At 34.4% G+C, this 24,147-nt stretch carries 21 protein-coding genes; 18 read left to right on the forward strand and 3 right to left on the reverse strand.

All coding sequences use genetic code 11. From position 1 onward, the window contains the following. Positions 1-27: 27 nt before the first annotated feature. Entirely contained in the window at positions 28-1,056 is a 1,029-nt protein-coding gene (locus EKG35_RS11885; RefSeq protein WP_126294698.1) for a DUF2804 domain-containing protein, read from the reverse strand. Positions 1,057-1,358: 302 nt separating this feature from the next. Here EKG35_RS11885 and EKG35_RS11890 point away from each other — a divergent pair, with 302 nt between their 5' ends. From EKG35_RS11890 to EKG35_RS11920, 7 genes are all read left to right on the forward strand, one after another. Beyond that, entirely contained in the window at positions 1,359-1,889 is a 531-nt protein-coding gene (locus EKG35_RS11890) for an amidase domain-containing protein (RefSeq protein ID WP_246020333.1), read from the forward strand. A gap of 147 nt (positions 1,890-2,036) precedes the next feature. Continuing rightward, positions 2,037-2,810, forward strand: a complete 774-nt coding sequence (locus EKG35_RS11895) for a DUF7683 domain-containing protein (RefSeq protein ID WP_126294679.1) — start codon at positions 2,037-2,039, stop codon at positions 2,808-2,810. A gap of 268 nt (positions 2,811-3,078) precedes the next feature. Next, positions 3,079-3,675, forward strand: a complete 597-nt coding sequence (locus EKG35_RS11900) for a nitroreductase family protein (RefSeq protein ID WP_126294680.1) — start codon at positions 3,079-3,081, stop codon at positions 3,673-3,675. 234 nt (positions 3,676-3,909) lie between these two features. Continuing rightward, complete coding sequence (locus tag EKG35_RS11905) at positions 3,910-5,442, forward strand: CoA-acylating methylmalonate-semialdehyde dehydrogenase (protein ID WP_126294681.1); 1,533 nt, start codon at positions 3,910-3,912, stop codon at positions 5,440-5,442. A 267-nt stretch (positions 5,443-5,709) separates the two neighbouring features. Next, positions 5,710-6,981, forward strand: coding sequence for a hypothetical protein (locus EKG35_RS11910; protein WP_126294682.1), 1,272 nt, complete (start codon positions 5,710-5,712; stop codon positions 6,979-6,981). A 136-nt stretch (positions 6,982-7,117) separates the two neighbouring features. Beyond that, positions 7,118-8,665 (forward strand): PucR family transcriptional regulator, encoded by a 1,548-nt coding sequence (locus tag EKG35_RS11915; RefSeq protein ID WP_246020330.1) that lies wholly within the window; start codon positions 7,118-7,120, stop codon positions 8,663-8,665. Between the two features lie 202 nt (positions 8,666-8,867). Further along, on the forward strand, positions 8,868-10,226 hold the full coding sequence (locus EKG35_RS11920) for an aspartate aminotransferase family protein (protein ID WP_126294684.1): 1,359 nt from the start codon (positions 8,868-8,870) through the stop codon (positions 10,224-10,226). A gap of 428 nt (positions 10,227-10,654) precedes the next feature. On the opposite strand, the gene EKG35_RS11925 is transcribed toward EKG35_RS11920, so the two are convergent. Next, on the reverse strand, positions 10,655-11,050 hold the full coding sequence (locus EKG35_RS11925; RefSeq protein ID WP_126294685.1) for a VOC family protein: 396 nt from the start codon (positions 11,048-11,050) through the stop codon (positions 10,655-10,657). Between the two features lie 288 nt (positions 11,051-11,338). On the opposite strand from EKG35_RS11925, the gene EKG35_RS11930 reads away from it, so the two are divergent. The 9 genes from EKG35_RS11930 (at position 11,339) to EKG35_RS11970 (ending at position 20,134) form a co-directional block, all read left to right on the forward strand. Further along, positions 11,339-12,064: a metallophosphoesterase family protein gene (locus EKG35_RS11930; RefSeq protein ID WP_126294686.1), complete on the forward strand. Its 726-nt coding sequence runs from the start codon at positions 11,339-11,341 to the stop codon at positions 12,062-12,064. 32 nt (positions 12,065-12,096) lie between these two features. Further along, entirely contained in the window at positions 12,097-12,672 is a 576-nt protein-coding gene (locus EKG35_RS11935; protein ID WP_126294687.1) for an NUDIX hydrolase, read from the forward strand. Positions 12,673-12,947: 275 nt separating this feature from the next. Next, the gene (locus tag EKG35_RS11940; RefSeq protein WP_126294688.1) at positions 12,948-13,730 is read left to right on the forward strand and encodes an ABC transporter ATP-binding protein; all 783 of its coding nucleotides are present in this window, start codon (positions 12,948-12,950) and stop codon (positions 13,728-13,730) included. Next, on the forward strand, positions 13,731-14,591 hold the full coding sequence (locus tag EKG35_RS11945; RefSeq protein ID WP_126294689.1) for an ABC transporter permease: 861 nt from the start codon (positions 13,731-13,733) through the stop codon (positions 14,589-14,591). It abuts the gene before it with no gap. A 69-nt stretch (positions 14,592-14,660) separates the two neighbouring features. Next, complete coding sequence (locus EKG35_RS11950; RefSeq protein ID WP_126294690.1) at positions 14,661-15,698, forward strand: ABC transporter substrate-binding protein; 1,038 nt, start codon at positions 14,661-14,663, stop codon at positions 15,696-15,698. Positions 15,699-16,005: 307 nt separating this feature from the next. Then, the gene (locus EKG35_RS11955; protein ID WP_126294691.1) at positions 16,006-17,166 is read left to right on the forward strand and encodes an amidase; all 1,161 of its coding nucleotides are present in this window, start codon (positions 16,006-16,008) and stop codon (positions 17,164-17,166) included. A 208-nt stretch (positions 17,167-17,374) separates the two neighbouring features. Beyond that, the gene (gene ggt / locus EKG35_RS11960) at positions 17,375-19,015 is read left to right on the forward strand and encodes a gamma-glutamyltransferase (RefSeq protein ID WP_126294692.1); all 1,641 of its coding nucleotides are present in this window, start codon (positions 17,375-17,377) and stop codon (positions 19,013-19,015) included. Between the two features lie 34 nt (positions 19,016-19,049). Then, complete coding sequence (locus EKG35_RS11965; protein ID WP_126294693.1) at positions 19,050-19,610, forward strand: chromate transporter; 561 nt, start codon at positions 19,050-19,052, stop codon at positions 19,608-19,610. Beyond that, positions 19,607-20,134, forward strand: coding sequence for a chromate transporter (locus EKG35_RS11970; protein WP_126294694.1), 528 nt, complete (start codon positions 19,607-19,609; stop codon positions 20,132-20,134). Before EKG35_RS11965 ends, EKG35_RS11970 begins: the two co-directional genes overlap by 4 nt. Before the next feature lie 139 nt (positions 20,135-20,273). Here EKG35_RS11970 and EKG35_RS11975 read toward each other — a convergent pair whose 3' ends face one another. Next, a complete protein-coding gene (locus tag EKG35_RS11975) occupies positions 20,274-22,268 on the reverse strand; it encodes a methyl-accepting chemotaxis protein (protein ID WP_126294695.1) in 1,995 nt (664 codons plus the stop codon). A 332-nt stretch (positions 22,269-22,600) separates the two neighbouring features. On the opposite strand from EKG35_RS11975, the gene EKG35_RS11980 reads away from it, so the two are divergent. Both EKG35_RS11980 and EKG35_RS11985 read left to right on the forward strand, forming a co-directional pair. Next, positions 22,601-23,167, forward strand: coding sequence for a dihydrofolate reductase family protein (locus EKG35_RS11980; protein ID WP_126294696.1), 567 nt, complete (start codon positions 22,601-22,603; stop codon positions 23,165-23,167). 117 nt (positions 23,168-23,284) lie between these two features. After that, positions 23,285-23,860, forward strand: coding sequence for a hypothetical protein (locus tag EKG35_RS11985; RefSeq protein ID WP_126294697.1), 576 nt, complete (start codon positions 23,285-23,287; stop codon positions 23,858-23,860). The last annotated feature ends 287 nt before the right edge of the window (positions 23,861-24,147 follow it).

Raw genomic sequence — 24,147 nt, forward strand, 5'->3', positions numbered from 1 at the left:
CCCATTTTTCTAAGATGACCAATAGTTTCACCATTTCGCTGCATGCTCTTCAATACAGCCAAGCATTTGTTGGATAGAGAGTATATTTCCATCCTCAAGTTTTATTTGCCCATTGTAGTAGCCGACCATTTGATGAACTTCAGATTTTACAAGTTTTGCATCAGTTTTGGCAACGCGTTCAAAGAATGGTTGAAATGTTAACATAACTTGATCAGAAAACTTTGTAGTTATATACCATGGCTTCATATAATTTGAACGATCATAATTAAACAAAACATCTTCGTGAATTTTTGTCATTTTACCATCAACAAATACTGCATTTTCTGTCATTCCAGTGCCATCTGTCCATTTTCCGCCAAAATTTAACCCCACTCTTTTATCTCGAACACGTTGGGACGCCATTCCCCAATTCCAAAATGCATTCCGTTGCCAAATACCACGGCCAAAATCTAAAACAGCATAACAATCTTCATCGTTAAAAAGGAAGCTTTTGTCTCCTATTTTTACAAAACCACTTGTTGGCAGTATATGATGCTTTGCAGTAAATTGAAACGTTTGACGGTTCCAAGGAACGACGACATTTAATGATTCATCTTCTTTTGGGTGCTGAATTTTGAGCTCTGCATTAAGTGTATCATTATCAAAATTCTCTGAAGTGACCTTTAAGTAAGTTTGATTTTGAAAATGAGTGATACTAATATTTATGTCGTTGTTTGAAAAACGTACTGGTTCTAATACCCTTGAAGGCATTTTTAGTTTGCCGCCGATGCCAAGGGGAATTGTAACTGTTTTTTCAAAAAAACGCTGTGTCTCATATTCTAAAAAATAGATGAAACACATTGCAGCATAATCGAAATGGCAAATTGTAACGGAAAATAAAATTTCCTCTCCATACACGCACCAATAATTCCATTTTTTCTTTTTTAAAAAGTGGCCAGATAAATTGCAATCGATGATTGGTTTGCGAGCAAAGCCAATCGCTTCAGGATTTAAATTCCCTTTTTTATCACATAATCGTGTAAGTTCAACAATTTCTCTTTCAGCGTGCTGCATCAATGCTAACATCCCTTTCACCCATTTTCTCTATTAAACTATCCCTGCATATTAAGGAAGTAAAATATGATTGGAGAATATAAATATATCAGTTTTTAATCATTATAAAATTTCCCAACCCTCTATTATTTAAGAGGATTTTAAACTTAATTATCTTATATTGTAGCAAAAATAAGATATGATTTGCGTCTTTAAAGCAATAGAAATTACCCTAGAAAATAAAGCGGTGATATTTTTAAAAGATAAGGAGAAAAACGGAAGATTACAAGCATATATTTGAAAAAAAAGGAGGTAACAAAATTACAATTTATTATAATCGGAATGCAGCTGTTCAGTATGCAAGAACTTGGTGGAATAAACGCAATCCGAACTATCCAGCCTTTTTAGTGGATTGTACCAGCTTCGTTTCTCAATGTTTGCGTGCAGGCGGAGCTCCAATGACGGGATATCCAAATCGTGCTAAAGGTTGGTGGATAACGGATGGGTGGAAGAGTGGCCGTGGAGTAGGCGGCAATTATTCCAATGAAACTTGGAGCTATAGCTGGTCAGTTGCTCATAGTTTACGTTGGTACTTAGAAAATGCTAAAACAGGCTTAACGGCAATACGTGTTCAATCTCCTTCTGAGTTGGAAATAGGGGACGTCATTTTATATGACTTTCAAGGAAATGGTGTTATTGACCATAGTGTAATTGTTACAAGTATGGCAAATGGCATTCCTTACATCCATGCTCATACAGCAGACAGCGCGGATCGTCATTATGATTACTCTAATTCTTTAGCATATACTCCAAATATAAAATACTATTTTTTTAAAATTGATGATGTATTTAATTAAAGCACCTGAGTAACCCCCAAAATAATATATATTAGAAAGTAAATTTAAATATGTTACTATGAATCTAAACAATTAACAGAAATTTGAATTGTTAAAGCAGTTTGCATAAATAGTGCCAAACTGCTTTTTCAGTATGGAGGCTTGAAAATGTCTCAAAAATATAAATATCAATGGCGTATAACAAAATACAATCCCGATTTTAGAGATGAAAATGGACACTATACAAAAATAGAAGATTGGACTAGTTCTTATGACATAGGAAAAGTATTCAATGGACAACTATTTACGTTCAAAGAATATCTTCATGTTGAGAGCGCTTATATCAATACAATATTGATGTTTTTAAAAGAAAGTAAAGTTAAATCACTAAGGGTTATAGGGCTAGAGAAACATAAATTCAAAGCACAACAGAAGTGGCAATTTTTATATGAAGATAAATTTCAACATGTCCAATTAGAAGAGGATATGGTAATTGACGTGGAAGACGTTCCGACAATTTGTAAGATGATCTTGAGAGAGTTAATGTACTGCCAACTACTAGTGAAGGATAAAATTTTTATTCATTTTGGCTGGGACTATTATATGTATATCGGTACAAATTACCAGTCAGCTGTTGCTATTAAATTTGCTTCAAATAATGGTCTTTACGTAGAATCATTTCAGTCACCATGTTATCTTTCACAAGAAGAAATTATTAGGATAATGCAGTGGGCCTTAATTGATGACGATAGTATTACAGGTGAAGAAGAACTTAAAAAGATCCCTTTGAAAGAATATCAAAATATACTTAATTTATTAGATGAACATCCAGTGACAGGCATATTTAAACTAAATACTCAGCATAAGGATTTTTTTCAAAGGTTTTTAAGTCATAAAATGGATTTTTCCAAGTATGAATATTATCTTTGGTGTAATAATTAATCCTAGTTAAAAGACACCGTATTTTGATGGAATGTCTTTTTTCTTTTTAAACTGGTATAGAGTGAGGAGAGTATTAATAGAAGTACTAAATAATTATAATAAGGAGCTCTTTACAAAGAGATAAAAAATGATAAAAATTATCTATATAATTGTAAAAGATATGGTAAAAACCTATGCGTATTTTAAAATATTAAAATTTATGTTAATGTTAATTGGGAAGAAGATATTACATATGGTCTAGATATTTGTTTTTAAGGAGAGAAAAATAATGAAAGAACAGTCTTTATCAGTAAGAGAAGCAATTATCGGGAGACGTTCAATAAAGAAATTCAATGGTCAACCAGTTGATCGTGAAGATTTAATGAATATAATTGACGATGCTGTTTGGGCACCTAATCATAAAAATAGAGAGCCGTGGAGATTGGTTGTTGGTTGTGGAAAAGAGATTTTTGATTTACATCGCCTTTTACGTGATACAGCTATTCCTAATTGGAAGGAGCTTTCAGAAGAAGCATTAGAAAAGCAAATGCAAAAATTTACCCTTGCAGGAGCTTTTGTATTTGTGATTGTTCCGGAAGATGTTCGTCAAAAACAACGTTTAGAAGATTTCGCGGCTGCAAGCACCTTTATCCAAAATATACAATTACTTGCATGGGACTATGGGATTGGTTCGTGTTGGAAGACGCCAGATTACCTAGATGCACCAGCCTTTCGAGAAGCAATTGGTGCTGCACCAGGTGAGCGGATTATCTCAATGCTGCAATTAGGTTATTTTGATGAATTGCCAAAGGCTGTTGAACGAAAAAAGTCAAAAGAAATTGTAACGTTTTTCGGCAGTGTTCAAAATAATGATGAGTCTGAGTAGGATTTTTAATAATTATATGAGTAGACCTATAATTTTTCTATAGAGAAATTATAGGTTTTTTCTATTAGGAAAGTTAATTTATTGTACACAACGTCAAATTCAATAGCATTGATATTTACTAAATGTCCATTTCGTTGTTCTGTTAATTCATGTAAATTAATATTAATTTAAGAGGGTTCCATTCACTTAACGAGGAACCAATAAATTGCAAATATCAAAAAGGGGTGTATTGGTATGGCAGTTGAACAAAGAGTAAAGGAATTGCACCATTTTATTAATGGGGAACAAGTTGAAGGTTCAAGTGGACGATATTCAAACGTATACAATCCTTCAACAGGTGAAGTAATTGCACAAGTACCATTAGCAACGAGAGATGAAGTGAAACATGCAATTGAAGTTGCTAAAAAAGCATTTCCAGCGTGGAAGAAATTGTCCTCTGGTAAACGGGCTGAAATTGTTTTGAAGTTCCGGCAATTACTAAAAGAAAATGAAGAAGAGTTAATCGAAGTGATTTGCCAAGAAAGTGGAAAAACGAAGGAGGACGCTAGGGGTGAGATAACACGTGGATTAGAATCTGTGGATCTTGCTATAAATGCCTCTCATTTATTAAAAGGTGAATACTCTGTCAATGTTGGCGGAAATATTAACGCATTTTCGACAAAATCACCATTGGGAGTAGTTGCTGCAATATCTCCGTTTAACTTCCCAGTTATGGTGCCGCTTGCGATTACAAGTATGGCTGTTGCTGTTGGAAATTCCGTTATTTTAAAACCATCGGAAAAGGTGCCTATGTCAGCTCTCTATTTTTCTGAGCTATGGAAAAAAGCAGGTCTTCCAGATGGCGTTTGGACAGTTATTAACGGAGATAAGGAAGCGGTTGATGAGCTTTTAGAAAACCCAACGATCGAAGCAATTTCCTTTGTTGGTTCTACTCCAGTAGCTGAATATATTTATCAAACAGGAACGAATTACAATAAAAGAGTTGCTGCATTTGGCGGAGGGAAAAACTTCATGATTGTTATGCCTGATGCAGATTTAGAAAAAACAGCGAATGCATTTATCGGGGCAGCTTATGGAGCAGCTTCTCAGCGTTGTATGGCGATTTCTGGTGCAATGGCAGTTGGCAAAGAAACAGCTGATAAGTTCGTTGCTATATTAAAAGAAAAAATTGAGAACTTAAAAGTTGGACCATATACAGATAATGAGGTTGATTTTGGTCCAGTTATTACAATGCAATCCAAGGAAGCGGTTATTAAGGCTATAAATAAAGGTGTTGAAGAAGGCGCAAAATTGGTTGTAGATGGACGAAACCCAAGTATTTGTGAAGTATCAAATGGATTCTATTTAGGTCCAACATTATTAGATGAAGTGAAGCCTTCAATGGAAATCTATGAACAAGAAGTATTCGGACCCGCACGAATTGTTGTTCGAGTGGAATCACTGCAGGAAGCAATCGATTTAATAAATGACCATGAACTAGGAAATGGTGTAACAATTTTCACAAACAATGGAGCAGCGGCACGTAAATTTCAGGAGGAAATTGAAGTGGGTATGGTGGGCGTAAATGTCCCTATACCGATTCCGGTGGGCTATCATAATTTTGGTGGCTGGAAACGCTCTAAGTTTGGTGAGGGCTTTATGTTTGGCCCAGACCAAGCGCGCTTTTTCACAAAAAGTAAAACCATTTCTGAAAAGTGGATTGATGTTGATGATGAAACAACTACCACATTTGCTTTTCCTAGTAATAATGATGGTGAAAATAAGTAACGGTCATTACAGCATGATCTCCAAAATTGGAGATCATGTTTTTTCTTTTTGAAGAGGTTATAAATTTTCGACTTATAGATAACTTTTCTGTAAAATAATGTTAGCATGTGAGAATGATCTTACTACTATAAATATACTTACGGGCAATTAAAGGTGTTTTGCGAATGATTTGTCGGTAAAATTTTTTATATTTTTTTGTCCAGGTAATACAGAGATATATTTATCTACTTTGCCTATAAAAGCAGATAGAAATGAGGTATTAATCAAATGAGTTCAAGGGTAGAAGAAGTAATTGAGTTTACAAGAACAAAATTCGGATTAGACAATTATTACTTAAAAGGGTATCAGTTCGATCGGAGCGTAAATATCTTCAAAGAGACGGTTTATACAATGTGTATGGAATGGTTTCCTAATCATGCAACAGTACAGGAGGACGACGATTCAAATCCGGAAGGTACAGCAGTAATTGAGATTGATATAAACAGTCTTAAACTTAAGAGTGCAATTTTTGTAATGGGGAAGACTTTTGCAGAATATGGGGTCGAGTTTGCCGCTCCCTATAAGTTTTCAATTATAAAATGGATTGAACAGGAAACAGGATTAATGTATGGCAAGCAATTTCAACTGCAAAAAGAAGAGGATGGTAATATTCACTTTAGAGAATGTATCAATGGTGTTGCCGTATCACCTTCCGGATCTATTGAAATTAAGTTTGATCATGAAGGAAAACTTACCTTCTTTTCAATACATGGTCAATTCCCTTCAGAAGAGTTGATTAGGGAGGAAGAATATTCACTTTCCCTCGATAGTTTAAGTCATCTGAAAAAAGAGCAGTTAAAATTGGTTGAATTCCCTTCATTCGAACAGAAGAAAATATATCCTGTTTACGCTGTGGAAGAAATTTATATCGCGAATGATCAGAGTTTGACAATCCCTTTTGAATTCTTTGTGGATAGAAGGTCTTATTTAACTATAAATAAAATTATTTATTGGGAGAGTCCAATTAATAAGCCGTTTGAACGAGAGGAAATTAGATGGATTGATGAGATAACAGAAGAACAAGCACTTTCATGTGAGCCATCCCCAGATTCATTTCCTATCTCAAAGGAAGAGCAAGAGAAATGTGTATTAGCAGTTAAGGACTTTTTGCGTCGGGAATATCCGAATGATGCTGGAAATTGGATTCTGAAATCACTGTATCGGGAAAAAGGATACATACATGCCATATTAAAAGCGAACAAACAAGATGATCGCGTTTTTGAGAGGAAAGTTAAGGTTTTTATAGATGCAAAGAGACTTCAAGTAGTAAATTACATGGATAATAAACTAATGCTGGAGATTTTCGATCAATTTAATGTTCCTGAAAAAGCAACTATTACTAAAGATGAAGCCTATGAAAAAATTAAAGAATTGTTTGAGCTTAAGCCTTATTACGTTTATGACTTTAAACAGAGTTTATATGTTTTATGCGGAAAATTAGATTGTGATTATGGTGTGATAGCGTCAAATGGAGAAATAATAGCATTAGACGATTTATAGAGCTCCTTCAGAGGTAGGACAGGTTTAGTTGTTAGTATCAAACTAGGGGTGTAAAAGTAATGTCATTCAGGAATTCTGCTGCATTTGTCAAAAACTTTCTACTATTCTAGCGTTTTGGAGTGAGGGGGAGTAAATTTTGCTGCAAGTTGCAAATATTTTAGATAACAGACATTTTAAAAAAGCTGAAGTCATTGCAGGGTTTTCTGGGCTCCATAATATCATTAAATGGGTTCATGTTCTTGAAGTTTCCAACGTTCAAAAATTATTAAAAGGTTATGAGCTAATATTAACGACGGGTGTTAGTTTTCAAAATGATAGTGAACAATTTAAAAAATTTGTAGAAGGTTTAATAGAAGCAAACTGCGCGGGGCTTTGCATTGAATATGGCCCTTATATTCAATGCGTCCCAAAAACAGTTTTTGACCTAGCTAATGAACATCATTTTCCCATTATAGTATTTCATGAAGAAGTTCCATTTGTTGAAATTACACAAGATTTACACTCTCTCATTATCAATAATCAATATTCGATAATATCTAAATTAGAAGCATACTCGCAAATTATTAATAAGGAAGCATTACACACACATAATGTCGAACATATACTAAAACTTATGCATAAATATCTGAATATTCAGACTGTATATAAAGTCGAAGGTAAAGAACCTATATTTTATCCTAATATGCAAAAAGCTCAAAGAGAAATTCTTTTGCAAAAGATATCAAATAACAGCTATGCTAATCATTTTAAAAGCCAAACCATCCACTTATTCGAGCATAATTATGGGGAAATTATTTTATTTAGTGAGGATAAAGAAATTACAGAATTTGAGATGCTCATTTTAGATAGAACTGTTACCGCAGTGGCACAGTTGTTAATTCGTAATCTTTATGTTGAGGAAAAGAAAGGGATAGAAGACGCGAAATGGCTTGATGAATGGTTGGAAGGAATACATTCACAAGAAGAAATTTGGCAGTTTATCATTTCACAATGTCCTAACTATAAATTGAAAGAGGGTATTGTTTTATTAATTTCTATTCCGAGAAATGAGAAAAATAAGCAATTAGATATTACGTATTTCAAATTATTTTGTAATGCAATTTTTGATAAAAAAGGATTTTATTTATTTGCATTAGAAAAGAAGCATGACTTAATTTTAATATTATTGAATAGACAAGATTCCAGTTCTATAAAGATGAGAGTGCAGGAAGGTATTATGAAACTTGAGCTAGCAGATATGCTGTTAAATCAAGAAATCGTGGTAGGGAAAATTGTAAAAGATTTATCATTAATTTGTGAAAGCTATCAGTCAGCGCTAGATACGTTATATATCTCAAGAAAAATTAAAGCACCGTCATATTTTTATGATGAATTGTATATATATCATTTAATTTATAAGCTGCAAAAGTATACAAATTTAGAAGCGATGATTTATGAATATTTACAACCATTAATTGACTTCGATGAAAAGTATGATGGAAAGCTGCTTGAAACATTAGAAGTATATTTGCACTTTAATGGATCTAAACAAGAAACTGCCAAGCGATTATTTATTGTACGACAAACGTTATATCACCGTTTAAAGAAAATCGAAAGTTTAATAGGGAAGGATTTTATGAAGGGGGAAAATCGTTTAGCGTTAGAATTTATGCTGCAAGCGCGAAAGTTTGTTAAAAAAGATTAATATAAGAGATTAAAACGGCATAGCTTACTAAGACAAAGTTATAATTTGTGTAAATATTTTACTGAATTTATTTTACATTTTGTTAAATGAAAAACAGCCATTTATTATCCATAATATTCTGTAAATTAAAGCGTCCTAGATTTACAGTCTTATAGAAGCAACGCTTTTCATTCTAAATGATAGGTTAGGAGTGTGAATGGTGATGTTGGATACAAATTTAGGGAAAGAATTATTAGAAAAGGATGAGAAATATGTATGGCATTCTATGAAGCCATATAATCCAAATGCAACATTAGTCGTTGAGAAATCGAATGGGGCTCGTTTAGTAGACGTTGATGGAAAGCAGTTTATTGATGCGATGGCAGGGCTGTTTTGTGTAAATGTAGGCTATGGAAGGCAAGAATTAGCGAAAGCAGCCTACGACCAAATGATCGTTAATGCTTATACGCCTCTTTCACAAGGGCATGTACCAGCTATTAAATTAGCCGAAAAGTTAAACGAATTGCTTGGAGGAGACTATGTTATATTCTTTTCAAACAGCGGTTCTGAAGCGAATGAAACTGCATTTAAGATTGCGCGGCAATACCATAACCAAAAAGGAGAGTCCTCCCGTTATAAAATAGTTTCTCGTTATCGAGCTTACCATGGGAATTCCATGGGTGCACTAGCTGCAACTGGTCAGGCGGAAAGAAAATATAAATATGAACCATTAGCACCTGGATTTCTCCATGTTTCACCTCCAGATTCTTATCGAAGCAATGAAGACGCCTATACTGATTTATTTGAAATCCCAAGTGTAAAAGAAGTGGATCGAGTAATGACTTGGGAGTTTAGCGATACAATCGCGGCAATGATTCTTGAACCGATTATTACAGGTGGAGGAATTCTTATGCCGCCGCAAAACTATTTAAAAGGTATTAAAAGAGTATGCGAAAAACATGGTGCACTCTTGATTGTAGATGAAGTAATTTGTGGTTTTGGCAGAACAGGAAAGCCGTTTGGATTCATGAACTATGATATAAAACCAGACATTATTACAATGGCGAAAGGCTTAACTAGTGCTTATCTCCCATTATCAGCAACAGCCGTGAAACGAGAAGTTTATGAAGTGTTTAAGGAAAGCGGCGATTATGAGTACTTCCGACATGTTAATACATTTGGCGGCCACCCTGCAGCGTGTGCAGTAGCATTAAAAAACCTTGAAATTATGGAAGAAGAACAACTTTTTGATCGTTCCGCCCAAAAGGGAGCTCAGGTTTTAGAAGCTTTGCAAAATCAATTAATGTCGCACCCTAACGTAGGAGATGTTCGCGGAAAAGGTTTACTAATTGGTATTGAGTTAGTAAAAGATAAAACAACAAAAGAACCTCTTAATATAGAAGCTGTAAATAAAGTAATTGCAACATGTAAAGAAAGTGGAGTAATTATCGGCAAAAATGGTACTACAGTTGCAGGATTCAACAATGTACTTATTTTATCACCTCCATTAAATATCTCTGATGATGATATTAAAATTGTGTTGGATACATTAGCAGAGGCAATTCACCAATTAAACGTATAAACAAAATAAGCAGGGTAGAAAGGGGAGAAGCCTCTTTCTATTCTGCTTTTTCCAATTGCAAGGGCATTAAAATAGTATATAAAGTGATTTTTGTCGTTGTATGGTCGAATTATTTCCCGAGAAATGTTTTATTTTGCGATAAATATCGAAATCCTAAAAATGATTGCTTTATTTTGTTTTATAATGGTGTTTAATAACTAGAATTCCTCTCAAAATGTTGGTTTATAAAAAAGTTTGATCAAAAATACGTCTTATTATGTTGATTTTCCCAATATAAAAGAGCCTGCTTTTGAAAAAAAGATTGATCAAAACAGGCTCTTTAAATATTTCACGAGGACTATTTTTATATAAAAGTTTGATCATTTTCTATCTGTGCTCAACAATCGCTGTCTATCCTTGAAGAAACTATTTATTCAATTTTAATTTTCTTAATCGCTTTCAATTGCCTCATAAATTTCAATTAAGTTGTCATCTGGGTCTCTGAAATGAGCTACCCTAATACCCCAATCAACTTGGTTATGTGGTTCATTAATAAATTTCACTCCCTGTTTTTTAAGAGAATGATATGTATCTTCTACACTGTCAACAAGTATTATTAATGAAGTTTTATCCATAGAATTAGAGTTTAATAAAAGTTCTTCAGTACCAATAGCTTTAGCCATAGCTTTTCTATCAAATAATCCTATAATTGTTTCTCCAGCCTTAAATTCAGCATATCGAGATTCCTCATTTCCCCAACCAACCTCGAAACCTAAAATATTACGATAAAACAAAAAACACGCTTTAAAATTTTTAGTCAATAATCGAACATGAGTAAGTTTCATACAATCACTCCATTTAGTAGGATATTAATCATTATTCGTTATTTCTAATCAAAAACCCTTTAATGAAGTAACATGACAGAGCTTTGCAAACATCAACAAGTGCAAAAAAGAAATATCCCGTTTAAATTAATACAGGATTTTGAACAAACTTTATTATAAATGATCAGACTTTTTTATAAATTATCGAACACTATTTTAAAGCCATACAAAATAATGTTGCTCCGATAATAGTAATCTAAAAAATTTGTTAATAATGATGAGGACATAAAATTTAAAGGAGTATTTGATATGAAGATTGCAATAATAGCTGATATTCATGGAAATAAAGATGCATTGCAAGCGGTATTAACAGATATTAATAACCGGGGAATTCAATCCATATATAACTTAGGGGATAGCTTATACGGTCCTTTATTTCCTTTAGAAACATATGACCTTTTAATGAATCCAATAATTCATAGTATTAAAGGGAACTGTGATCGTATTTTATTAGAGCATAATACTTCAAATTTAACAGTACAATTTGTACAAGACTTACTAAGAGATGAGCATAGAACATGGCTTTCTAATTTACCTAAATATTTAGAAACGGATGATTTCCTTTTCTGTCATGGATCCCCAACAAGTGATGAAATGTATTTGTTGGAGGAAATGAGATTTAGTGGACCGGTGCTGAAAGAGACAGAAGATATTATGAGTTTAGTAAGTGGCATCAAACAAAAGTTAATCTTTTGTGCACATACACATATACCTAGAGTTATTTATCTTCCAAATGATAAAATTATTATTAACCCAGGAAGTATCGGGCTGCCAGCATATGAGGAAGAATTGCCAATTTATCATAAAATGGAATCTGGCTCTCCTTTCGCAAATTATACAATTGTTACAAAACAGGAAGATAATTGGATAATAGAGCAATTACATATTCCTTATTATCGAGAAGAAGCGATTCGGAAAAGTGAAGAAAATGGTCGCTTAGATTGGGCAAGGGCTTTGAAAACCGGGAGAATTTAAATGTATGTAAATATAATTTAAAGGAGATACAAATGAACCTACAACAACAACTTGAACAATATTCGCCATTTAATGAACAGGAAGCAAAAGACCAAGAAATTATACTACGTTATATGGATACCTTCGACAATTTACTAACGAGAGAAAATGAATTTGCACATTTTACTGCTTCTGCATGGCTTGTAAATCGTGACCGTACGAAAGTGCTGATGGCGTTTCATAATATTTATCAATCTTGGTCATGGGTAGGTGGACATGCAGATGGGGATGCCAACTTATTGCATGTCGCTTTAAAAGAAGCAAAAGAAGAGACAGGACTAAAAAATGTAAAACCTGTATCTGAGGAAATTTATTCAATTGAAATATTAGGTGTTCCAGCCCATGTGAAAAAAGGCAAACATGTGGCAACACATGTTCATTTAAACGTAACATATTTACTAGAAGCAGATGAAAATGAATTAACTACAATTAAACCCGATGAAAATAGTGATATAAATTGGTTTGGACTTGAGGAAGCAATTGCGGCTAGTAAAGAACCGGAAATGAAGGTGGTTTATCGAAAGTTAAACGACAAGCTGACCGTTTATTGCCAAAATACGGTGCTATAAAGGGAAACTATTTTAAATTCATTAGATGACTTAGCTAAGATGCTAGGTCATCTTTTTTATTTGAATCAACACTTTTTTCCTTAGTCAAAGTAGACAAAAACCCACTTTTAATTTAGTAACCTTATCTAATGTCAAATGATTCTGAAAAATATACAATGGCTATATGTTATAAAAAGTGATAATCTTACGTTAGAAAATATAACATAAAGTCCGCTAGTTTAATTCTTTATTAGATATTACGAAATGAATACGTTTTTCTAAGGGAGTGATAAGAAATGGGAGTCATTGAAAATGAAATCGTGTTATTTCAAGGAGTAGATAAAATCTACAATACTGGCACCGTCGCTTTAAATCAATTAAATCTGTCGGTTAAAGAAGGGGAATTTATCAGCTTTCTAGGTCCATCTGGTTGTGGGAAATCAACTGCCTTAAGAATGGTAGCTGGATTGGGTGAAGCAACCAAGGGGAAAATAGAGGTCTTCGGTAAGAACCCCAAAGATGTGATAAAAACATCAAATGATGTAGCGTTTGTTTTCCAGGATGCGAATTTACTTCCATGGAGAACGGTTCTTGATAATGTATTGCTGCCACTTGAGTTAAGGGGATCCGATAAAAATAGTCGGAAAGAAACGGCTATTAAAGCATTAGAGATGGTTGGGCTAAAAGATCATTTGAAGTCATATCCAAGGCAGCTTTCAGGTGGAATGAAAATGCGTGTTTCGATTGCACGTGCATTGGCTGCGAAACCGAAGCTCCTCTTAATGGATGAACCTTTTGCCGCGTTAGATGAAATGACAAGGCAAACATTACAAATGGATTTATTAAATATATGGGAAAAGGAAAACATGTCGGTTTTGTTTGTAACCCATAATGTTTACGAGGCTGTTTATCTATCAACTAGAATTGCAGTTATGTCAGCGCGTCCAGGTAGATTATCAAACCTTATTGATGTAGAACTTCCGTATCCGCGAGAAAGAACAAACAGTAAATTTACAGAGTATGTAGATATTGCATCTCAAAGTCTTGAGCATAGTATGGGACGAAAGGAGCTGGGTTAAATGTCTGTAGAAACTGTGACTACGAAAGGTGAAGAGGTTGTTAAGGGAGTGACCGGTGTAAAAAATACTGCGGACAAGATAAAGTTTAACATTAAATACTTAGGTCCAATTTTTGCTCTAATTATTTTCCTTTCTTTATGGCAATTTGTTCCGGTATTGCTGGATATTAAACCTTTTATTCTGCCAAAACCAACAGATGTAGTTGAAGCAGCTATTGAAGACTGGCATTTATTATGGCCTGCAATGCAAGTGACTATTTTTGAATCAGTAATTGGCTTTTTACTTAGTGCAATCGTTGGAATTGCAATATCTGTGCTGTTAGCAAGTTCAAGAGTACTGGAAATAAGCCTGTATCCTTACGCAGTAATTTTACAAACAATACCCGTTGTTGCAATAGCGCCGATTGTAGTTATTTGGTTTGGCTCTGGCTTTAACTCCATCGTTATTATTTCATTTTTAATTGGATTCTTCCCTATAGTATCGAATACATTAATGGGATTAAATTCGGTGGATAAAAATATGGGGGATTTATTTAAATTGTATAACGCGTCAAAGTGGCAAACGATGTTTAAATTAAGAATTCCAGCTGCAATGCCCTTTATTGTGTCCGGTTTAAAGATATCTTGTACGCTGGCAATCATCGGTTCAATTACAGGTGAATATATCGCAGGAATAGGTGGAGGAAAAGGTGGTCTAGGATATTCGATAACAGTTGCGGCTGTTCAGTTAAAAACACCTTATTTATTCGCATGTGCAATTACTGGAGCCTTATTTGGCATTGTCTTTTATCTTCTTGTAAGCTTTCTTTCGCGTCTTATACTCAAATCTTGGCACGAATCAGCAATGAAAGTTGAAAAATAGTAAAAGACTATCAACATCTTGCTTAACACAATTTTAAATAAAAGAATGATTGATAAGGAGAGAAGCAAAATGAAAGCATTAAAAAGATTATCTTTTCTATTTTTAATAACGGCGATGCTTATCGTACTAGCTGCCTGTGGCGACTCAGAATCGGGGGGCCAAACTACAGAAACGGAAACTGACACAACTACTGAGACTGAGACTGCTAATGAACCAACAGAGTTAAAGGATGTAAAGCTAGTATTAAACTGGTTTGCAAAAGCGCAGCATGGAGGTGTTTATGCAGCACAAGAAAACGGTTTGTTCGAAGAAAATGGATTGAATGTTACCATTGAACCAGGTGGACCACAAGTGTCATCTATTAACATGGTTGCATCTGGAAATGCAGATTTTGGTCTAGCTCATGCTGACCAAATCGTAGTAGCTCGTAATGAAGGCATCGAATTAGTTGCAGTAGCAACAGCGATGCAAGGAAGCCCTCAAGCATTTATGTTCCATAAAGGTCATGGCATAGAAGATTTTGATGAGTTAAATGGTAGAAAAGTATATATTCAACCAGGTATCACATATTGGGAGTATTTAAAAACACAATATGACTTAAGTGGTGTAGAAGAATTAGCTTACACAGGTCAACACGTGAACTTTATTCCAGATAAAGAGGCTGTTACACAAGCATTCCTTACATCTGAGCCATACTTCATGGAGTTAGAAGGGGTTGAAGTAGAAACAAAGCTTATTTCTGATGCAGGGTATGATCCATATAACGTTGTATTATACGTAACAAAAGATTACCTAGAAGAAAATGGCGAAACAGTTAAAGCATTTACAAAAGCTTTTGTTGAAGGCTGGAATTTATATAAAGACTCCTATGAGGAAATTAATGCAATCATCCAACAAGATAATCCTGATATTGAAATGGAATCGCTAAAATTTGAAGCAGAATCCCAGGCTGACTTTGTATATGGTATGGATGCAGCAGAAAATGGTGTTGGGTATATGACTGAAGAACGTTGGGCTACACTTATTCAACAACTAAATGATTTAGGATTGCTTGAAGAAGTATTTGATGCAAATGAAATCTTCTCAACAGATTATTTACCGCAATAATGAAGAAAAAGCATTGGGATTGTCTAGGAAGTAATAATTTCTTGGCAGTCCCTCTTCTCTTTTCATTGCTTCTGTCGGACTTAACTTTGTATCTTCGCTGTAAAGGTTCTATGTTCGAAAAGATTTTCGGATTTCCTGTATATTAATTTTTTATATCCTCACTAATTTTAGTCTATATAAGAGTTGACTGAATAGATTGAAATATTATACAAGTTGACTAAAACGTTCTATTACATTTGGTAAGTATACCGATGATATGGGATTTTTATTTTTCTACAATAGAATGAAAAGTAGAGGGTGAATTGCTATGCAAGATAATGCTTACTTTAACAAGGAATTAACTTTACAACCAAAGAAACAAGGGAAATTAAATGGAATGACATTTGCTGTTAAAGATGTATTTGCTGTAGCAGGGCATCGAAACAGTGCTGGGAATCCTACTTGGCTTGAAACACATGGGCCATCCGAAAATACAGCTCCCGTTATTGAACAATTGATAGAAAATGGGGCGACCTTAAAAGGGATGACGCACACCGATGAACTGATGTACAGCTTGAACGGTGAAAATATCCATTATGGAACACCACTAAATCCAATTGCTCCAAACTGTATACCAGGGGGTTCTTCCAGTGGTTCTGCATCAGTGGTTGCAAATGGTTTTGCTAGTTTTGCGTTAGGTACTGATACAGGTGGTTCGGTAAGAGTTCCTTCCTCTTATTGTGGACTTTTTGGTATAAGACCTACTCATGGAGTTGTATCGACTGAAGGAGTCATTCCATTAGCACCAAGCTTTGATACTGTCGGTTGGATGGCGAAGAACATAGAGGTGCTTGAGGCTGTAGGTGAAGTGTTAATTCAAAGTACTACTTTATCTAATTTCCAACAAATATATTTAGAAGAAACTTCGTGGAATTTGATGCAACAAGATGATCGGGAGCTATTGTTGAATGCGATCACGAAAAGTCTGCCAAGTGAGAAGGTAGACTTTAAAACAAATAACTTTACTCAATGGCCGGAACTTTTTAAATATATTCAAGGTGTTGAAGCATGGCGAGCTCATGGTAACTGGATTATAGAGGAAAAACCGGTATTTTCTAAAGCGATAAAGGAGCGCTTTGAGCTGGCAAGTAAGTTTGATATTTCAAAATATGAAGAAGCAAAAAAGAAACAACTGGAAGTAACTGAAATGCTTAATTTATTACTTTCACAGAAGGGACTGCTGGTGATTCCAACAACCGCTTCAGCTGCACCAGAAAAAAATGCACCAACCGAATCAGTGGAGGGTATTCGTGCAATTACGATGCAGCTAACCTGTATTGCGGGGCTTGCAGGATTGCCTCAAGTTACTGTACCAGTTTTTAAAAGGGATGGAAAAGCCTTAGGGTTATCATTTATTGCCAATAAAAGCTTAGATCTTTCATTACTAGCTTTTGTACGTCAATATTTTGGAGTGGATTCATACAATTAGTTGAAATTTTATATGAAAATATCGAAGCCTGTTCTGATAGTTTTAGCCCTCCAGTTAAACTGTTGAAACTCTGTTAAATTTAATTGTCTAAATTTTCAAAATTAAGAAGCGGGATATGTAATAGTGTTGTGTAAATTTGAAATTATAGCTTAGCACTTAAACCGGGGGATATTATATTACGTTTCCCCAAATATCCAAATAAGGGGGAATGGGAATGCAATACCGAGCAACGACTATGTCTACTAGGGGAATGGTCACAACACCCCATTACTTAGCGTCACAGGCTGCAATAACGATTTTGCAAAGGGGGGGCAATGCCGTTGAGGCGGCAATTGCCGCTGCCTCCACTATTGGTGTTGTCTATCCACATATGAATGGAATTGGCGGAGATAATTTTTGGCTCATCTATAATGCGAAATCTAAAAAGCTTAAGGCTATAAATGGAAGTGGCCGCTCAGGTGAGATAGCTACTATTGATTTTTATAAATCAAAAGGATTTTCAAAAATTCCTTCACGTGGGGCTTTAGCGGCGAACACCGTACCAGGTGCAGTTGCTGGTTGGGGGGAAGCATATTCTTACAGTTTACAAGAAATGGGAAGCTCTTTACCTTGGTCAAGTTTGCTAGAACAGGCGATTCAATATGCAAAGGAAGGGTTTCCTGTTACACCGAGTCAACAGTATTGGACAGAAGTGAATCTAGATGAAAGTGATACGGAGTTTCGTGCCCTTCAGCGCTTTGAAGAATTTTCGAGAGTTTTTTTAAATAAGAGGCGGCCTTATAAAGCTGGAGAAATTATGAAACAAGAAGATTTAGGCAACACGTTAGCCATTATTGCAGAAAACGGTGCGGACTATTTTTATAATAGTGAGCTTACGGAAAAAATCGTTAAAGATCTGCAAAAGCACGGTGGATTATTGACAGTCGACGATTTTAAACAACATACAAGTGATTGGGTTGAGCCAATTTCTGTACCGTATCGTGAATATACAGCCTATAATCTACCGCCAAATACACAAGGAATTGCGTCATTATCTATTTTAAATATCTTAAATCATATTGATGTAAAACAAATCAAGGAAGGTTCTTCAACTTATTATCATGTACTTGTTGAAACGATTAAGCATGCCTTTATTGATCGTGATCAATATTTAACTGATCCAGCATTTGTTAATATTCCAATTAAGGAACTGCTTAGTTATGAACATGGTCTATCCATTGCGGAAAAAATAAAGGATAATGAAAGTGCCAAACAATTACAATTGCTTGATGCAAAAGGGGATACAGTTTGGTTGGGCATTGTAGATGAAGAAGGCAATGCAGTATCCTTTATTCAAAGTGTTTATCATGAATTTGGTTCAGGTTTTATTCCAAAAGGAACAGGCATTGTTTTACAAAATCGCGGGAGCTTTTTCTCGTTAACCAAAAATCATATTAATGCGCTTGCGCCGAGAAAACGTACTTTCCATACGTTAAACCCAGCAATGCTGTTAAAGGATGGAAAACCAGCACTTGTTTATGGAACAATGGGTGGTGAAGGTCAACCACAAACGCAAGCTGCTCTAGTTACACGGATTATTGATTATGGAATGTCTGTACAGGAAGCGATTGAAGCGCCGAGATGGCTTTTTGGACGTACATGGGGTGCTTCATCGAATAGTCTTAAAGTGGAAAATCGTGTTTCGGAAAAGGTGCGAATGGAACTTGAAAGTATGGGGCATGAGTTGGAAGTATTAGATGCTTTTTCGGATACGATGGGGCATGCAGGTGCCATATTCATTGAACACAAAACAAATGTGAAATATGGTGGAGCAGATCCAAGAGGAGATGGAATGGCAATTGGTTACTAAAAAAATGTTGGTACCGTTTGAGGAGAAGGAATTTATGGCAAAGCAAAAAGACATTTTCATCGCCTTCTTTCGTTCGGGAATACTTGGTTTTGGCGGTGGTCCCTCTACTATTCCGCTAGTGCATAAGGAAGTTGTTGAAACCTTTAAAATGATGACAGATGAAGAGTTTTCGGATGTCCTGTCAATAGGGAATACGCTGCCTGGACCAATCGCCACTAAAATGGCAGGATATATTGGATATCGAGTTGGAGGATGGGTAGGTCTAGTTAATGCTTTAATCGCAACCATATTGCCAACAGTTTTACTAATGATAATTTTACTAGCATCATTAAAACAATTTAAAGATTTTGATTTCGTAAAAGGAATGACAAAAGGGGTAGTGCCAATTGTAGCCGTTATGCTTGGGGTTCTTACATGGGATTTCTTAAAGAAAGCTAAAAAAACACTAGGTTGGAAAATTGGTACAATTATTTTTGTTGCGTCGTTTATTTGTATGATTTTACTAAGGATGCATCCAGGAATTATTATTGGTGTTTTATTGTTGCTTGCTTTAGGTCTTCCAATTAAGAAGCAGGAGGATGATGAGCAAAAATGATTTATCTTCATATTTTCCTGGCTTTCTTTTATCCGGGGATACTCGGGTATGGAGGAGGACCGTCTTCGATTCCATTAATTGAGCATGAGGTTGTGGATAAGTACGGTTGGATGACAACTGCAGAATTTAGTGAAGTATTAGCGCTTGGAAATGCACTGCCAGGGCCGATTGCAACAAAGATGGCCGGTTTTATTGGTTATGAGGTGGCGGGTATACCAGGAGCAATTATTGCTTTATTTGCAACGGTTGGTCCATCGTTAATATTAATGCTTATATTATTAAATATTTTATTCCGCTATCGCAACTCACCGAGAGTAAAGCGTTTATCTAGTTTTGTATTGCCGGCTATCGCTATTTTATTGGCAGATATGATGTTTGATTTCATTAATACATCCTATAATGCGATAGGGTTAATAGCAACAGTACTCATTGTAGTATGCAGTTATATTGCACTTGAAAAAATAAAAATACACCCTGCGTTTGTCATTATAGCGGGTTTAGTAGTAGGTGGATTCTTTTTATAATTGTAAAATCGTCTATTCGTTTAAAGGGAAAGCGGGTAGACGATTTTAATTTGCTGGGAACGGCATATTCATCAAAGAACATATATAAGTAAAAGCACTTTCAATTTTTTGTTGAAAGTGCTTTATAAGATATTATAGATTATTTTAATTTAAATTTACTTATTGCATCTGCCAGTTCTGTACTTAAATTATTTAACTGCTCGGAAGCTTCTGCAACAGACTGGATTGCAGTAAGTTGTTCATCACTTGACGCACTTACTTCCTCACACGCAGCTGCGGTAGATTGGGCAGTAAGTGACATTTCTTCGATTGTATGAACTACTTGATCTTTGTAGCTTATAATTCCTTCGATTTCAGAAATTACATTTTTAAAGGTTCCTTCCATATTTTCAATAAGATTAGAAAGGCTTTTAAATAAGGAACTAGTATCTTCTACAACTACTCCTTGTTTATTGAATGTGTTTTGCATTTCAGTCATTTGATGTGTAACTTGTTGAGACTCAGATTGTAATTCCTGAATAGTTGTTTTTACTTGTTCTGTCGCAGTTGCAGATTGTTCTGCAAGTTTTCGTACTTCATCTGCAACAACTGCAAAACCTTTACCTAGTTCACCTGCGCGGGCAGCCTCAATACTAGCATTAAGAGCAAGTAAGTTAGTTTGAGCTGAAATTTCAGAAATTGTATTCATAACAGTACCAATAGCATTTACTTTATTTTCTAAGCCTTTAATTGCATTGGCCATATTCATTAATTCCAACTTTGAATGATCAAATGAACCAAGAAGATTTTTCATTTTTTCATGACCCTCAATGTTTAACTGATCTGCCTCAGTTGCGATATCATGCAGGGAGTTTGTTTGCCCCTTCATACCGTTAATTTTTTCGCCTAATTGTCCAGTAGTTTCTGTAACAAGGTCTGCGTTTTCAGATGATGTGGTAGCACCAATTGCAATGTCGTTTACAGCTTTTGAAACTTCTACACTAGAAGCGCTAGTTTCTTCTGCAAGGGCACTTAAATGATGAGAACGTTCTTCTACATGGTTAGATGATTCTTGAACAACTTTAATAATATTTTTCATATTTTCTATCATGTGATTAAAGTGTTGTGAGAGCACACCAATCTCATCTTTAGACTTTACTTCAATATTTACAGATAAATCACCTTTTGAAACTTCCTCCATTAACACACCAAGTTTATTAATTGGTTTTATAGTACGAGTAATGAAGAGATATAAAACAACAAAAGTGACAATTATTATTGCAATCGCAACAATGATAATTACATTTTGAAGGCTATTTGCCATAGCTTGTAAATTATTCTCTTTATAAACTGCGGCCACAGTCCAGCCAACTTCTGGTATTTTGTTATAAACTGCTACAGATTCTTGGTCATCAATTATTGCATCTAGACTATTTGATTTTTCACTATCTGCTTGGATAGTTTGAACAAATTCTTCTGAGCTTAAGTCTTCTCCGATTTTAGTAGGGTGAGCAATTGCAACACCAGTATTATCTAAAATTAATGGATAGCCTTGGTAACCTAATTCAGTAGAAGAAATCATGTCCATAAGCTGTGACAATAAAATGTCTACGCCCAAGACACCAATGATTTCATTGCCATTCTTCACAGCAACAGAACCTGTTATGGCGTACTCACCGGTAACGCTATCTATGTATGGGGACGACCAAACGAATTGATCTGGATTTTGAATTGCGTTCGTATACCAAGGACGAGATTTCATATCTAATTCTTCTAGACCATCAAAATGGGGCTCCATTATTGTGTATTCTCCATCTGAAAAGTAAATGCCAGAAGCTGCATCGTAAATAGATAAGTAGTTTGTTAAATCCGAACGGTATATACGGTCAGCTGCATCATTATATTCAGTAGAGTTTGAATAAAAGTTCAATACATCTGGAGATGAAGCTAATTTTAAAATACTTTTCTCATATGTTGATAGAAAAGTTGTGATAGTTGAGGAAAGTCCATTTACAACTACTTCACTTTGTTCCACCAAGCTATCCTTCGTTTTTGAAGTAATTAAAACGGAACTTATTGTAGACAATGTACCTAGGCCTAAAACAATAATAACTAAAACAATAGCTATTATGCGCCATCTTATAGAATTCTTCACAGTTAACCCTCCTACTTATAAAACAGAATATTAATATAATATCAAATAAGTTTTTGTAATTGCTACAAGAATAAATCAATTATGGTAATTTTTATTGTTATTTTATAATATTTTGATAGTACTTTTTGATTACTATAAATTTAAGGGTATCTGGTGTAGACATTCAAGAGCTGCTAAAGGTAGTAAGTACCTACATGAAAGTATAAAGGGGTATAGCAGGAAGAATTATGAACAATTACCTATGAAATTTACTTTAAATTTATAGTAGCTAATAATAAGGGCAATGGGAAATTTAGAGAAATATGTTTATTTATCATAAAGGGGGAGTATATATGTCCATTAATGTAAGAAAAAGAAGAGTAATTTTAGATTTGGCGGTAACCTTAGATGGTTTTATTGAAGGGAAAAATGGGGAAGTTGATTGGTGCGTTATGGACTCGGAGATGGGGTTTATTGATTTCTTAAACCAGATTGATACGATATTTTATGGACGAAAAAGCTATGATATATGGGGGCAATTTACACCAGCAAATGAAAGTGATTCTGATAAAGAAATGTGGGAATTAGTTCATAGTAAAGAAAAGTATGTATTTTCCAGAACGAAAAAAATGACTGACAATAAAGCAATATTTATTAATGATAATTTACTTGAAGAAGTAAATAAATTGAAGAATAAACCAGGTAAAGATATCTGGCTATATGGCGGGTCAAGCCTTATTACAACTTTTATTAATTTAGGGCTTGTTGATGAGTTTAGATTATCTATTCATCCAGTTATTTTGGGAGAAGGAAAACCCTTATTTATTGATTTAAAACAGAGAGTTAATCTAAAAATGGTTGCTACAAGAAAATTTTCTTCTGGCGTTGTTCAATTAATTTATCATTTGGATATGGGCTGATTCTTTATGATTGAGTAGAACGATTACTAAAAAAAGGTAATTGTTCTTTTTTGTTGAAACTAATTTAATATAGTCCATAAGTGTTTTACATACTGGAAACATAGAGGGGGTTATTTAATGGATTCATCATTAAACATAATTTTAAATGCAACTAATTCCTTAAACTTTTTAATTTATTTGCAAAATATTTATCTCAACCAAAATCATAGGGGGAGGCATTTAAAGTATCCATACTTATCCACTAGTATCTCCTTTAAAGATGATTTTGACTTTGAATTTAAAAAACTTTGGAATGAAGTTTCACAAAGGATTTGTGATGACGGGGGAAATGATTTACATATATTTCATCATGAAAAGTACGTCTTTTATAAAAAATTGTTCATTTCTAGTGTAGATAGCTTAAAAATGTATGATGAAGTTTACACAGCATTTCAAGTATGGTGGAGTCAATACGCAGGTCAGTTTGCTATTGAAAGATCTGTGGATGCCCCGATGCATAGTCTATATCATAATTTAGCGAACTTATTAAAGGAAAGCAAAATTGAACCTAAGAAATATTTGAATATTAGTTTAATTTATGATGAATGTTTATTAGTAAATAATAAAATCTCTTCTAATTTTGGTGTCCTTTCAATTGAGCATATATTAAGTAAACATAACCAATTGAGTCAAAAATTAAAGGACAGTTTTTAATTTTTTTTGGTTGAAATATTCTAATAAGGAATGGATAAAAATGGTATAAAGATATTAAAAGTATTAGATGAGAATTAACTGTTAAGGAACTTAGAAACTGAAATAATAGAGTTCTTATTATAAAAGAGAGGTTATACTCATGTTAATTAAAGGGTATAGTTTACCTTGTATTTCGCAAGTAAAAATTGAGCCATTTATTAATTAAAAACTGAGCCACTAAACCTGACTATTTTCCATCCATTCTTTTGTATCTAATATTCGATAAGACGGGCCAATCATGTCTACCA

This window comes from Lysinibacillus telephonicus (genome assembly GCF_003966145.1).
Lineage (GTDB): Bacteria > Bacillota > Bacilli > Bacillales_A > Planococcaceae > Ureibacillus > Ureibacillus telephonicus.

What these genes read in the sequence shown, in the direction of transcription:
- EKG35_RS11900 (WP_126294680.1), top strand. Translation starts at nt 3,079, where the DNA reads ATGAAAGAACAGTCTTTATCAGTAAGAGAAGCAATTATCGGGAGACGT.
- EKG35_RS11895 (WP_126294679.1), top strand. Translation starts at nt 2,037, where the DNA reads ATGTCTCAAAAATATAAATATCAATGGCGTATAACAAAATACAATCCC.
- EKG35_RS11925 (WP_126294685.1), bottom strand. Translation starts at nt 11,050, where the DNA reads ATGAAACTTACTCATGTTCGATTATTGACTAAAAATTTTAAAGCGTGT.
- EKG35_RS11950 (WP_126294690.1), top strand. Translation starts at nt 14,661, where the DNA reads ATGAAAGCATTAAAAAGATTATCTTTTCTATTTTTAATAACGGCGATG.
- EKG35_RS11940 (WP_126294688.1), top strand. Translation starts at nt 12,948, where the DNA reads ATGGGAGTCATTGAAAATGAAATCGTGTTATTTCAAGGAGTAGATAAA.
- EKG35_RS11945 (WP_126294689.1), top strand. Translation starts at nt 13,731, where the DNA reads ATGTCTGTAGAAACTGTGACTACGAAAGGTGAAGAGGTTGTTAAGGGA.
- EKG35_RS11985 (WP_126294697.1), top strand. Translation starts at nt 23,285, where the DNA reads ATGGATTCATCATTAAACATAATTTTAAATGCAACTAATTCCTTAAAC.
- EKG35_RS11980 (WP_126294696.1), top strand. Translation starts at nt 22,601, where the DNA reads ATGTCCATTAATGTAAGAAAAAGAAGAGTAATTTTAGATTTGGCGGTA.
- EKG35_RS11905 (WP_126294681.1), top strand. Translation starts at nt 3,910, where the DNA reads ATGGCAGTTGAACAAAGAGTAAAGGAATTGCACCATTTTATTAATGGG.
- EKG35_RS11910 (WP_126294682.1), top strand. Translation starts at nt 5,710, where the DNA reads ATGAGTTCAAGGGTAGAAGAAGTAATTGAGTTTACAAGAACAAAATTC.
- EKG35_RS11930 (WP_126294686.1), top strand. Translation starts at nt 11,339, where the DNA reads ATGAAGATTGCAATAATAGCTGATATTCATGGAAATAAAGATGCATTG.
- ggt (WP_126294692.1), top strand. Translation starts at nt 17,375, where the DNA reads ATGGGAATGCAATACCGAGCAACGACTATGTCTACTAGGGGAATGGTC.
- EKG35_RS11920 (WP_126294684.1), top strand. Translation starts at nt 8,868, where the DNA reads ATGTTGGATACAAATTTAGGGAAAGAATTATTAGAAAAGGATGAGAAA.
- EKG35_RS11965 (WP_126294693.1), top strand. Translation starts at nt 19,050, where the DNA reads ATGGCAAAGCAAAAAGACATTTTCATCGCCTTCTTTCGTTCGGGAATA.
- EKG35_RS11955 (WP_126294691.1), top strand. Translation starts at nt 16,006, where the DNA reads ATGCAAGATAATGCTTACTTTAACAAGGAATTAACTTTACAACCAAAG.
- EKG35_RS11935 (WP_126294687.1), top strand. Translation starts at nt 12,097, where the DNA reads ATGAACCTACAACAACAACTTGAACAATATTCGCCATTTAATGAACAG.
- EKG35_RS11970 (WP_126294694.1), top strand. Translation starts at nt 19,607, where the DNA reads ATGATTTATCTTCATATTTTCCTGGCTTTCTTTTATCCGGGGATACTC.